The following is a 12,775-nucleotide window of genomic DNA, read 5'->3' on the forward strand; positions in this document are numbered from 1 at the left end:
GGTACGGCGCCGGGGTCAGGCCGAAACGCGAGGGATGGTGTCATCGCCGCGCAGGGTGAAGATCTCGTAGCCGGTTTCGGTCACCAGCAGGGTGTGTTCCCACTGTGCCGAGAGCTTGCGGTCCTTGGTGATCGCGGTCCAGCCGTCGCCCAGAACCTTGGTGTCGGCACGGCCCTGGTTGATCATCGGCTCGATGGTGAAGGTCATGCCGGCCTTGAGTTCCATGCCGGTGCCGGCGCGGCCGTAGTGCAGGATCTGCGGCTCTTCGTGGAACACCTTGCCGATACCGTGGCCGCAGAATTCGCGAACCACCGAGAAGCCGTTCTTTTCAGCGTGCTTCTGGATGATTTCGCCGATGTCGCCCAGGCGGCAGCCGGGTTTTACGATCTCGATCGCCTTGTACATGCATTCCTGGGTCACCTGGGACAGGCGCTCGGCCCAGACCGGCACGCTGCCGACATGGAACATGCGGCTGGTGTCGCCGTGGAAGCCGTCCTTGATGACGGTGACGTCGATGTTCAGGGTGTCGCCGTCTTTCAGCGGCTTGTCGTTCGGGATGCCGTGGCAGACCACATGGTTGATCGACGTGCAGATCGACTTCGGGTAGCCCTTGTAGTTGAGCGGGGCAGGGATGGCCTTCTGCTCATTGACGATGTAGTCGTGGCAGATCTGGTTCAGTTGATCGGTGGTAACGCCCGGCTTGACATGTTCGGCAATCATTTCCAGCACATCGGCGGCGAGTTTGCCGGCGATACGCATTTTGGCGATATCCTCGGGGGTTTTGAGGGTGACGGTCATACAGGCTCTCTCTACGCTCGATGGCGCTTTCTAAACGGAAAGGGCATTGCGCGATCGGTCTTCGCGGCCCTGAAAAATACGATTCTACCAGACGATCAGCGCAAATCTGCGCCTGTGTGCATCGCTTCTCTCTATAGAATGGTGCATTCTTGGTGGATTCCAAGGGCCGGGGCAATGCAGTCGCCAGGATTTCACAATCCGGGTTCCGTTTTGCCCTGCCTTGTGATATAAAATGCGCCGCTTTCCGGGGATGTCCCGAAAAGCCTAAATCCACACACGTGTCGACACGATGACCTGGGTGCCTTCAGCTGATGCTGCTGGTTGGTCATTGGGATACGTGGAGGCCAAACCCGACTTATTAAGGAACTATCATGTCCCAAGTCAACATGCGCGATATGCTGAAGGCCGGTGTGCACTTCGGTCACCAGACCCGTTACTGGAACCCGAAAATGGGCAAGTACATTTTCGGCGCGCGTAACAAGATCCACATCATCAACCTTGAAAAAACCCTGCCAATGTTCAACGAAGCTCTGACTTTCGTAGAGCGCCTGGCCCAGGGCAAAAACAAGATTCTGTTCGTCGGCACCAAGCGTTCCGCTGGCAAGATCGTTGCTGAAGAAGCAGCACGTTGCGGTTCGCCGTACGTCGATCACCGCTGGTTGGGCGGCATGCTGACCAACTTCAAGACCATCCGTGCTTCCATCAAGCGTCTGCGTGACCTTGAAGTTCAAGCCGAAGACGGTACTTTCGCCAAGCTGACCAAGAAAGAGGCGCTGATGCGCACTCGCGACCTGGAAAAGCTGGATCGTTCCCTGGGTGGCATCAAGGACATGGGCGGTCTGCCAGACGCTCTGTTCGTTATCGACGTTGATCACGAGCGCATCGCGATCACCGAAGCCAACAAGCTGGGCATCCCGGTTATCGGCGTAGTCGATACCAACAGCAGCCCGGAAGGCGTTGACTACATCATCCCAGGCAACGATGACGCAATCCGCGCTATCCAGCTGTACATGGGTTCGATGGCTGACGCTGTAATCCGCGGTCGCAACAACGTTGGCGGCGGCACCGTTGAATTCGCAGCTGAAGAAACTCAGGCTGCAGCTGAGTAATTGACGCCCTGGCGTTGACTCAGTAAGCAAAAAGGGGGCTTGGCCCCCTTTTTGCCACCTCGAAAACCATTTGTCGGCGCCCACTGCTCTATCTGTAACGTGCGGCAGCTAACAAGGGTGGTTCGGGAAGAATTGATCGCCCGTTCGATCGGGTGGAATGGTTGAAAACCTATCCAAGAGGAATTTTAAAATGGCAGCAATTACTGCAGCGTTGGTCAAAGAACTGCGCGAGCGTACCGGCGAAGGCATGATGGATTGCAAGAAAGCCCTGGAAAAGGCTGGCGGCGACATCGAAAAAGCCATTGATGACATGCGTGCTTCGGGCGCCATCAAGGCTGCCAAGAAAGCTGGCAACGTTGCCGCTGAAGGCGCTATCGCCATCAAGGCTGACGACAAGGCAGCCGTGCTGCTGGAAGTCAACTCGCAGACCGACTTCCTGGCCCTGCAAGACGACTTCAAGAACTTCGTTGCTGCCAGCGTAGAAAAAGCCTTCGACGAAAAACTGACCGACGCAGCTCCGCTGATCGCCGCTCAGGAATCGGCTCGTGAAGCCCTGGTGGCCAAAGTTGGCGAAAACGTCAACATCCGTCGCCTGGTACGCGTAGAGGGCGACGTTGTCGGCACCTACCTGCACGGTAACAAGATCGGTGTTGCTGTTGTTCTCAAGGGCGGCGATGTTCAGCTGGCCAAAGAGATCGCCATGCACGTGGCCGCAAGCAACCCTGAGTTCCTGCTGCCATCGCAGGTTTCGCCAGAAGCCATCGAGCGCGAGAAGGGCGTCTTCCTGACCCTGAACGAAGACAAGATGAAAGGCAAGCCAGCTGAAATCGTCGAGAAGATGATCGCCGGCCGTATCACCAAGTTCCTGGCTGAAGCCAGCCTGGTCGAGCAAGCCTTCGTGATGAACCCGGAAATCACCGTAGGTGCCCTGGCCAAGAAAGCCGGCGCTGAAATCGTTTCCTTCACTTACTTCAAAGTAGGCGAAGGCATCGAGAAGCCAGTGGACAACTTCGCTGAAGAAGTTGCTGCCCAGCTGGCTGCCGCCAAGCAATAAGACGGTTTTTTAACTGTCGCCCAGAAGAGGCTGCCCGCTCACGCGCGCAGCCTCTTTTCAGATGGGGGCATCAATTTTTAATTGGTTTCCCTTTGGAACTGGCTTACAAAGCCATGTTCCGATGGCGCTGAAGCAGCGCCACGCTAGAGTGAACGCCAGCTGTAAACAGCTCGCAAAGAATTTTTAAAATACGCCGCAGGAGAGATTCGCAATGGCTCAGCAGGGCAGTGGTTATCAGGCTCGCTATAAACGCATTCTACTCAAGCTCAGCGGCGAGGCCCTGATGGGCTCGGAAGAGTTCGGGATCGATCCGAAAGTTCTGGATCGCATGGCATTGGAAGTTGGCCAACTGGTCGGCATCGGTGTTCAGGTCGGTCTGGTCATCGGTGGTGGCAACCTGTTCCGCGGTGAAGCGCTGAGCAAGGCTGGCATGGATCGGGTCACCGGCGACCATATGGGCATGCTGGCCACTGTGATGAACGCCCTGGCCATGCGCGACGCCCTTGAGCGCGCCAACATCTCGGCCATCGTGATGTCCGCTATTTCCATGGTCGGCGTGACCGATCACTATGATCGCCGCAAGGCCATGCGTCACTTGAACTCCAAGGACGTGGTGATTTTCGCGGCCGGTACCGGCAACCCGTTCTTTACCACGGATTCGGCTGCCTGCCTGCGCGCCATCGAAATCGATGCCGATGTCGTGCTCAAGGCGACCAAGGTCGATGGCGTCTACACCGCCGACCCGTTCAAAGACCCGCATGCCGAGAAGTTCGATCATCTGACCTACGATGAAGTGCTGGATCGCAAGCTGGGCGTGATGGATCTGACGGCCATTTGCCTGTGCCGCGACCACAAGATGCCACTACGCGTGTTTAACATGAACAAGCCCGGCGCCCTGCTGAACATCGTACATGGCGGCGCTGAAGGAACCCTGATCGAGGAAGGCCAACAATGATCAACGAAATCAAGAAAGACGCTCAAGAGCGCATGCAGAAGTCCGTGGAATCGCTGACGCACAACTTCGGCCGCATTCGTACCGGCCAGGCGCACCCGAGCATTCTGGAAGGCGTGATGGTGCCGTACTACGGTTCCGACACCCCGATCAAGCAAGTCGCCAACATCACCGTCAAGGACGCCCGTACCCTGCAAGTCGTGGCTTTCGAGCGCAACATGCTGGGCGCCGTCGACAAGGCGATCGGCAGTGCGGGTCTGAACCTGAACCCGACCAACCTCGGCGAACTGTTGTTGATCTCCATGCCTGCCCTGACCGAAGAAACCCGCAAGGGCTTCACCAAGCAGGCTCGTGACGTCGCAGAAGACGCCCGTGTTGCCGTGCGCAACATCCGTCGTGACGCCAACAGCCAGCTCAAGGATCTGGTCAAGGAAAAAGAGATCAGCGAAGACGAAGAGCGTCGCGCGACTGGCGAGATCGACGATCTGACCAAGAAGTTCGTGGCTCAAATCGACGCGAACCTGGCGCAGAAAGAAAAAGACCTGATGGCCGTATAAGGGTCGAGCTTTAAATGGAAAAGACCAAGCAGACTGCACCGTCCGCGGTGCCGCGCCATGTCGCGATCATCATGGACGGGAACAATCGCTGGGCGAAAAAACGCTTTATGCCGGGTGTCGCCGGGCATAAAGCGGGCGTGGATGCGGTGCGTGCGGTCATTGAGGTCTGTGCCGAGGCCAAGGTCGAGGTGCTGACCCTGTTCGCCTTTTCCAGCGAGAACTGGCAGCGTCCGGCCGATGAGGTCAGTGCCTTGATGGACCTGTTCTTCAAGGCACTGCGTCGTGAGGCCAAGCGCCTCAACGACAACAACATCAGCCTGCGCATCATTGGTGACCGCTCGCGGTTTCATCCCGAGTTGCAGGCCGCCATGCGCGAAGCCGAGGCCATGACGGCCGGTGCCAATCGTTTTGTCCTGCAGATCGCCGCCAACTACGGCGGTCAGTGGGATATCGCACAAGCGGCGCAACGTCTGGCCCGGGAAGTTCAGGCCGGACACCTGCGTCCGGAAGACATCACGCCTGATCTGCTGCAGACCTGCCTGGCCACGGGCGACCTGCCGTTGCCGGATCTGTGTATCCGTACCGGTGGCGAGCACCGCATCAGCAACTTCCTGCTCTGGCAACTGGCTTATGCCGAGTTGTACTTCTCCGACCTGTTCTGGCCGGACTTCAAACACGATGCCATGCGCAATGCGCTGGCCGATTACGCTTCCCGCCAGCGCCGCTTCGGTAAAACGAGCGAGCAGGTCGAGGCTGGAGCCCGGGTTTAATGCTTAAACAACGAATCATCACTGCACTGATCCTGCTGCCGATTGCCCTGTGCGGGTTTTTCCTGCTTGAAGGTTCCGGTTTTGCACTGTTCATCGGGCTGGTAGTCACCCTGGGTGCCTGGGAGTGGGCGCGTCTGGCAGGTTTCACCGGTCAGGCCTTTCGCGTCGGCTACGCCGCTGTGGTCGCCTTGATGCTGTTCGTCATGCACATACTTCCGAACTTGGCGCCTTGGGTTCTAGGTGCCTCGGTGCTCTGGTGGGGTCTTGCGACCTATTTGGTGTTGACGTACCCGCGCTCGAGCGAGCATTGGTCCAATGCGGCGACCAAGTTGGTGATCGGCCTGTTGATTCTCCTGCCAGCCTGGCAAGGTCTGATCGAAATCAAAAAGGATGCTTCCGGCAACGGCAACCTGCTGATTTTGGCGGTGATGGTACTGGTCTGGGGTGCCGATATCGGCGCCTATTTCTCCGGTCGTGCTTTCGGCAAGCGCAAGCTTGCACCGCAGGTCAGTCCGGGTAAAAGCTGGGAAGGCGTATACGGTGGTCTGGCGCTGAGCCTGGTCATTACCACGGTCGTTGCCTTTGTACGCGACTGGACGGTGGCCGAGCTGTTCAAGGGGCTGATCTGCGCTGCGCTGATCGTGTTCATTTCGGTGGTGGGCGACCTCACTGAGAGCATGTTCAAGCGTCAGTCCGGGATCAAGGACAGCAGTAATCTGCTTCCCGGTCACGGTGGTGTGCTGGATCGTATCGACAGCCTGACGGCAGCGATTCCGGTATTTGCCGTGCTGTTGTGGATGGCGGCCCCATGAGTCGCCCGCAACAGATTACCGTTCTGGGTGCGACCGGCTCGATTGGCCTGAGTACGCTCGACGTCATCGCCCGCCATCCTGATCGTTATCAGGTCTTTGCCTTGAGCGGCTTCACTCGTTTGAGTGAGTTGCTGGCATTGTGCGTGCGCCATGTCCCGCGGTTCGCTGTCGTGCCGCAGATCACTGCTGCCCGCACCTTGCAGGATGATCTGCGTGCGGCGGGTCTTTCGACTCGTGTTCTGGTGGGTGAGGACGGTTTGTGCCAGGTCGCTGCCGATCCGGAAGTCGATACGGTCATGGCGGCCATCGTCGGTGCGGCGGGATTGCGCCCGACGCTGGCGGCGGTCGAGGCTGGCAAAAAGATCCTCCTGGCCAACAAGGAAGCGCTGGTGATGTCCGGCGCGCTGTTCATGCAGGCGGTGCGCAAAAGCGGTTCGGTGCTGCTGCCGATCGATAGCGAGCACAACGCGATTTTCCAGTGTATGCCGAACGATTATGCCCGTGGTCTCGGGGCGGTCGGCGTACGGCGGATTTTGCTGACGGCTTCCGGCGGCCCGTTCCGTCAGACGCCCTTGGCTGAGCTGGCGGATGTTTCACCTGATCAGGCGTGCGCACATCCGAACTGGTCCATGGGGCGAAAAATCTCCGTAGACTCGGCCAGCATGATGAACAAGGGGCTTGAGCTGATCGAAGCCTGCTGGCTGTTCGATGCCAGGCCTTCGCAGGTCGAGGTGGTGATTCACCCGCAAAGCGTGATCCATTCGCTGGTCGACTATGTCGATGGTTCCGTGCTGGCACAGCTGGGTAATCCGGACATGCGCACCCCCATCGCCAATGCCCTGGCCTGGCCGGAGCGGATCGACTCGGGTGTGGCGCCGCTGGATCTGTTCGCCATTGCGCGACTGGACTTCCAGGCGCCCGATGAAGAGCGTTTCCCGTGCCTGCGTCTGGCCCGTCAGGCGGCCGAGGCGGGTAACAGTGCGCCGGCGATGCTCAATGCGGCAAACGAAGTAGCGGTGGCGGCATTTCTCGACGAACGGGTTCGTTACCCGGAAATCGCGAGTATCATCGAGGAAGTACTGAGTCTGGAGCCCGTAGTGGCGGTGGATGATCTCGAGGCAGTGTTCACGGCGGACGCGAAGGCGCGATTGCTCGCCGGACAATGGTTGAGCCGTCACGGGCGGTAAATGCCTGGCAGCGGCGGATAGGATTGCGGAGAAAGTAGATGAGCGCGCTCTATATGATTGTCGGCACCCTGGTCGCTCTGGGTGTGCTGGTTACCTTCCACGAGTTCGGCCATTTCTGGGTCGCGCGTCGCTGTGGGGTCAAGGTGCTGCGCTTTTCCGTAGGCTTCGGCATGCCTTTGTTGCGCTGGCACGACAAGCAAGGCACTGAATTTGTCGTTGCCGCCATTCCGTTGGGCGGCTACGTGAAAATGCTCGACGAGCGCGAAGGTGAAGTACCGCTCGATCAGGTCGATCAATCCTTCAATCGCAAATCCGTTCGTCAGCGCATTGCCATCGTAGCGGCAGGGCCGATTGCCAACTTCCTGCTGGCATTGGTGTTCTTCTGGGCATTGGCGATGCTCGGCAGCGAGCAGGTGCGGCCGGTCATCGGAGCTGTCGAGTCCGGCAGCATCGCGGCCAAGGCGGGTTTGAGCCCCGGTCAGGAAATCGTCGCCATCGATGGCGAGGCGACCACTGGCTGGGCGGCCGTGAACCTGCAGTTGGTTCGCCGCCTGGGTGAAAGCGGTTCGTTGCAGATAATGGTTCGCGAGCAGGGCTCCACAGCCGATTCACCTCGTGAACTTGCGCTGGATAAATGGCTCAAAGGGGCTGACGAGCCCGACCCGATTCATTCGCTGGGGATTCGCCCGTGGCGTCCGGCATTGCCGCCGGTCCTGGCCGAGCTCGATCCGAAAGGCCCGGCCCAGGCTGCCGGCCTGAAGACCGGTGACCGCTTGCTGGCGCTCGATGGTCGTACGCTGGATGACTGGCAGCAGGTCGTCGATACCGTGCGTATGCATCCTGATACCAAAATCATGCTGCGGGTTGAGCGTGACGGTGCTCAAATCGATGTCCCGGTTACACTTGCCGCTCGCGGCGAGAAAAAGTCACCCAGCGGCTATTTGGGGGCGGGGGTGAAGGCTGTCGATTGGCCACCGGAGATGATCCGCGAGGTCAGTTACGGTCCATTGGCAGCGATTGGCGAGGGGGCTCGACGCACCTGGACCATGAGCGTCCTGACCCTCGATTCGCTGAAGAAAATGTTGTTCGGCGAGCTCTCGGTAAAAAACTTGAGTGGACCGATAACCATTGCTAAAGTGGCGGGCGCTTCGGCCCAGTCGGGTGTTGCTGATTTCCTGAATTTCCTTGCTTATCTGAGTATTAGCCTGGGAGTTCTGAATTTGCTGCCCATTCCTGTGCTGGATGGGGGGCATTTGTTGTTTTATCTGATCGAGTGGGCGCGTGGTCGTCCCTTGTCGGATCGGGTGCAAGGTTGGGGGATACAGATCGGCATCAGTTTGGTGATCGGAGTGATGTTGCTTGCTTTGGTCAATGATCTGGGTCGTCTGTAACGTCGCTGAATTGCGAATCTGCCGCATTTTGCGGCAGTTTGTTTATTGCCAGTTGGAATAAGAAAGGACTTCATGAAACGTCTGCTGCTAACTGCGGTTCTCACCGTATTGATGATCGCCGAAGTTCACGCCGAGTCCTTCACTATCTCTGATATTCGCGTCAATGGCCTCCAGCGGGTCTCCGCGGGTAGCGTCTTTGGTGCTTTGCCGTTGAACGTCGGTGAACAGGCGGATGATCGTCGCCTGGTGGAATCCACTCGTGCGTTGTTCAAAACCGGTTTCTTTCAAGATATCCAGCTGGGCCGCGATGGCAACGTCCTGGTCATCACGGTAGTCGAGCGTCCGTCGGTCGCCAGTATCGAGATCGAAGGCAACAAGGCGATCTCTACCGAAGACCTGATGAAAGGCCTCAAGCAATCCGGTCTGGCCGAAGGCGAGATCTTCCAGCGTGCGACCCTTGAAGGTGTGCGTAACGAACTGCAGCGCCAGTACGTCGCCCAGGGTCGCTACTCGGCTACCGTCGATACCGAAGTGGTGCCGCAGCCGCGTAACCGCGTTGGCCTGAAGGTCAACATCAACGAAGGTACCGTTGCCGCCATCCAGCACATCAACGTGGTGGGCAACACGGTCTTCCCCGATGAAGACCTGATCGACCTGTTCGAACTCAAGACCACCAACTGGTTGTCGTTCTTCAAGAACGACGACAAGTATGCCCGTGAAAAACTCTCCGGTGACCTGGAGCGCCTGCGTTCCTACTACCTGGACCGTGGCTATATCAACATGGATATCGCTTCGACCCAGGTGTCCATCACGCCGGACAAGAAACACGTCTACATCACCGTCAACGTCAACGAAGGCGAGAAGTACACCGTTCGTGACGTCAAGCTCAGCGGCGACCTGAAAGTCCCTGAAGACCAGGTCAAGTCCCTGCTGCTGGTGCAAAAAGGCCAGGTGTTCTCGCGCAAGCTGATGACCACCACCTCCGAGCTGATCACCCGTCGCCTGGGTAACGAAGGTTATACCTTCGCCAACGTCAACGGCGTGCCTCAACCGCACGATGAAGATCACACCGTAGACATCCTGTTCGCGGTCGATCCGGGCAAGCGTGCCTACGTGAACCGCATCAACTTCCGTGGCAACACCAAGTCCGAAGACGAAGTGCTGCGTCGTGAAATGCGTCAGATGGAAGGCGGCTGGGCTTCGACCTACCTGATCGATCAATCCAAGACCCGTCTGGAGCGTCTGGGCTTCTTCAAGGAAGTCAACGTCGAGACCCCGGCCGTACCGGGTGTCGATGACCAGGTGGACGTCAACTACAGCGTTGAAGAACAAGCCTCCGGTTCGATTACCGCCAGCGTCGGTTTCGCCCAGAGCGCCGGCCTGATCCTCGGTGGTTCGATCACTCAGAACAACTTCCTGGGTACCGGTAACAAGGTCAGCGTCGGCTTGACCAAAAGTGAATACCAGAGCCGCTACAACTTCGGTTATGTCGACCCCTACTGGACTGCCGACGGTGTGAGCCTGGGTTACAACGCTTTCTATCGCACCACCGACTATGACGACCTCGATGTCGACGTGGCGAGCTATGCCGTGGACAGCCTGGGTGCTGGCGTGAGCGTCGGCTACCCGATCAGCGAGACTTCGCGTCTGACCTTTGGCCTGACCGCGCAGCAGGATGAGATCAAGACGGGTGTATACACCGTTGACGAGATTTTCGACTTCGTTAACAAGGAAGGCGACAAGTACCTGAACTTCAAGGCTTCGGCCGGTTGGTCCGAGTCCACCCTGAACAAGGGCGTGCTTGCTACCCGTGGTCACTCCCAGAGCCTGGTGCTGGAATCCACGATTCCAGGCAGCGACCTGTCGTTCTTCAAGCTCGACTACCGTGGCCAGTTGTTCCAGCCATTGAGCGAGAACTACACCATGCGTCTGCACACCGAGCTGGGTTATGGCGATGGCTACGGTTCGACCGACGGTTTGCCTTTCTATGAAAACTACTATGCTGGTGGTTTCAACTCGGTACGCGGCTTCAAGGACAGCACCCTGGGTCCTCGCAGTACGCCAAGTACCGGCAAGAACCCTGGTACAGCGACAGACCCCGACCAGGATCCGCTGCCGTTCGGTGGCAACGTCCTGATCCAGGGCGGTGTGGAGGTTCTCTTCCCTCTGCCGTTCGTCAAGGATCAACGCTCCCTGCGTACCTCGGTATTCTGGGATGTGGGTAACGTGTTCGATTCCTCGTGCTCGGATACCACAAACGCTGATGGCACGAAGTCCAACACCAAGTGCAACGACATTAGCCTGAGCAACATGGCCAGTTCTGTTGGTGTGGGTGTGACCTGGGTCACCGCACTGGGTCCTTTGAGTTTCGCATTGGCCATGCCGGTCAAGAAACCGGATGACGCCGAAACTCAAGTGTTCCAATTTTCCCTCGGCCAGACGTTCTAAGCGTCTGACCCAAGATAATGACAATGAATTTTGTAGGAGTGCATCGTGCGTAAGTTGACTCAATTGGTTCTCCTGGCCAGCGTACTGGTCGCTGGTCCGGCATTTGCCGACATGAAAATTGCAGTTCTGAACTATCAGATGGCTTTGCTGGAGTCCGACGCGGCCAAGAAATACGCCGTGGATGCCGAAAAGAAATTCGGTCCTCAGCTGACCAAGCTCAAAACCCTGGAAAGCAGCGCCAAGGGCATTCAGGATCGTCTGATGGCCGGTGGCGACAAAATGCAGCAAGGCGAGCGCGAGCGTCTGGAGCTTGAATTCAAGCAAAAGGCCCGCGACTTCCAGTTCCAGTCCAAGGAACTGAACGAAGCCAAAGCCGTTGCCGACCGTGAAATGCTGAAGCAGCTCAAGCCGAAACTGGACAGCGCTGTGGAAGAAGTCATCAAGAAAGGTGCTTTTGACCTGGTCTTCGAGCGTGGCGCAGTGATTGATGTCAAACCTCAGTACGACATCACTCGCCAGGTTATCGAGCGCATGAATCAGCTGAAGTAATCCATGACCGTGACCATTAAGCTCGGCCAGCTGGCCGAGTTCCTCGGCGCCACGCTACGTGGCGACCCCGAGAAAGCAATTACTGGGCTAGCCACCTTGCAGGAGGCTGGCCCAGCTCAGTTGAGCTTTCTTGCAAATCCCCAATACCGCAAGTACCTGGCAGGCAGTCAGGCTGCAGCCCTGTTGCTGAAGGCCGCTGACGCCGAAGGTCATGACGGGGATGTGCTGGTGGTGCCGGATCCGTATGCGGCTTATGCGCGTGTTTCGCACCTGTTCGATCCAAAACCCAAGGCTGCTGCCGGCATACACCCGACGGCAGTGATCGCGGCGGATGCGGTAGTCGATCCTGCGGCGAGTATCGGCGCTTTTGTGGTGATCGAAAGCGGAGCACAGGTTGCAGCCGGTACGACTGTCGGCGCGCACTGCTTCATCGGCGCTCGCAGCGTGGTGGGTGAGGGTGGCTGGCTCGCGCCGCGGGTAACCCTGTATCACGACGTTCGCGTCGGCAAGCGGGTCGTCATTCAGTCCGGCGCGGTGCTCGGCGGCGAAGGCTTTGGCTTTGCCAACGAAAAGGGTATCTGGCAGAAAATCGCCCAGATCGGTGGTGTGCTGATCGGCGATGATGTGGAAATTGGCGTGAATACCGCTATTGACCGCGGTGCGTTGGCCGATACCATCATCGGCAATGGCGTGAAGCTCGATAACCAGATCCAGATTGCCCATAACGTTCAGGTCGGTGATCACACCGCCATGGCGGCCTGTGTCGGGATCTCCGGCAGCACCAGGATCGGCAAGCATTGCATGCTCGCCGGTGGCGTAGGCCTGGTGGGACACATCGATATTTGCGACAACGTTTTCATCACCGGGATGACCATGGTGACCCACTCGATTACCGAGCCAGGCGCCTATTCTTCCGGTACGGCCATGCAGCCGGCAGCCGAGTGGCGCAAAAGCGCGGCACGCATTCGTCAGCTCGATGACATCGCGCGGCGCCTGCGCCAGCTGGAAAAGCAAGTAGGGGAAGTGACCCCTGACGGTAATGCTTCATCAGATGGCTGATACCATTTCCATATCAAGTGCGCGCAGCCGCTAGACTGCGTCCCTGATTTGCTAGTGGAGCGTGCGCCAGTCGCGCGCCCCCAATCTTT

The 12,775-nt window shown here is 58.2% G+C and carries 12 protein-coding genes; 11 read left to right on the top strand and 1 reads right to left on the bottom strand.

Annotated elements, in window-relative coordinates; genetic code table 11:
- Positions 1-15 precede the first annotated feature (15 nt).
- Entirely contained in the window at positions 16-798 is a 783-nt protein-coding gene (gene map / locus AB4O16_RS22445; protein WP_160389927.1) for a type I methionyl aminopeptidase, read from the bottom strand.
- Positions 799-1,169: 371 nt separating this feature from the next.
- On the opposite strand from map, the gene rpsB reads away from it, so the two are divergent.
- The 11 genes from rpsB to lpxD all read left to right on the top strand — a co-directional run bounded on the left by rpsB (position 1,170) and on the right by lpxD (position 12,686).
- A complete protein-coding gene (rpsB, locus tag AB4O16_RS22450) occupies positions 1,170-1,907 on the top strand; it encodes a 30S ribosomal protein S2 (protein ID WP_095189367.1) in 738 nt (245 codons plus the stop codon).
- Positions 1,908-2,097: 190 nt separating this feature from the next.
- The gene (gene tsf / locus AB4O16_RS22455) at positions 2,098-2,961 is read left to right on the top strand and encodes a translation elongation factor Ts (RefSeq protein WP_150718421.1); all 864 of its coding nucleotides are present in this window, start codon (positions 2,098-2,100) and stop codon (positions 2,959-2,961) included.
- A 211-nt stretch (positions 2,962-3,172) separates the two neighbouring features.
- The gene (gene pyrH / locus AB4O16_RS22460) at positions 3,173-3,916 is read left to right on the top strand and encodes a UMP kinase (protein WP_003222124.1); all 744 of its coding nucleotides are present in this window, start codon (positions 3,173-3,175) and stop codon (positions 3,914-3,916) included.
- Entirely contained in the window at positions 3,913-4,470 is a 558-nt protein-coding gene (frr, locus tag AB4O16_RS22465; RefSeq protein WP_150718422.1) for a ribosome recycling factor, read from the top strand. The genes pyrH and frr overlap by 4 nt, the downstream gene beginning before the upstream one ends.
- 14 nt (positions 4,471-4,484) lie before the next feature.
- Positions 4,485-5,240 (top strand): polyprenyl diphosphate synthase, encoded by a 756-nt coding sequence (gene uppS / locus AB4O16_RS22470; protein WP_102699380.1) that lies wholly within the window; start codon positions 4,485-4,487, stop codon positions 5,238-5,240.
- Positions 5,240-6,052: a phosphatidate cytidylyltransferase gene (locus AB4O16_RS22475; protein ID WP_460155843.1), complete on the top strand. Its 813-nt coding sequence runs from the start codon at positions 5,240-5,242 to the stop codon at positions 6,050-6,052. The genes uppS and AB4O16_RS22475 overlap by 1 nt, the downstream gene beginning before the upstream one ends.
- Entirely contained in the window at positions 6,049-7,239 is a 1,191-nt protein-coding gene (gene ispC / locus AB4O16_RS22480) for a 1-deoxy-D-xylulose-5-phosphate reductoisomerase (RefSeq protein WP_160389930.1), read from the top strand. Before AB4O16_RS22475 ends, ispC begins: the two co-directional genes overlap by 4 nt.
- A 38-nt stretch (positions 7,240-7,277) precedes the next feature.
- Positions 7,278-8,630 carry a sigma E protease regulator RseP gene (gene rseP / locus AB4O16_RS22485; protein WP_150718425.1) on the top strand — a complete coding sequence of 451 codons (1,353 nt, stop codon included), beginning with the start codon at positions 7,278-7,280 and terminating at the stop codon, positions 8,628-8,630.
- A gap of 72 nt (positions 8,631-8,702) precedes the next feature.
- Positions 8,703-11,078 carry an outer membrane protein assembly factor BamA gene (gene bamA, locus AB4O16_RS22490; protein ID WP_160389932.1) on the top strand — a complete coding sequence of 792 codons (2,376 nt, stop codon included), beginning with the start codon at positions 8,703-8,705 and terminating at the stop codon, positions 11,076-11,078.
- Positions 11,079-11,123: 45 nt separating this feature from the next.
- Complete coding sequence (locus AB4O16_RS22495; RefSeq protein WP_007990260.1) at positions 11,124-11,627, top strand: OmpH/Skp family outer membrane protein; 504 nt, start codon at positions 11,124-11,126, stop codon at positions 11,625-11,627.
- A gap of 3 nt (positions 11,628-11,630) precedes the next feature.
- On the top strand, positions 11,631-12,686 hold the full coding sequence (gene lpxD / locus AB4O16_RS22500) for a UDP-3-O-(3-hydroxymyristoyl)glucosamine N-acyltransferase (protein ID WP_160389933.1): 1,056 nt from the start codon (positions 11,631-11,633) through the stop codon (positions 12,684-12,686).
- The last annotated feature ends 89 nt before the right edge of the window (positions 12,687-12,775 follow it).

The organism is Pseudomonas sp. S2_H10, from assembly GCF_054668285.1.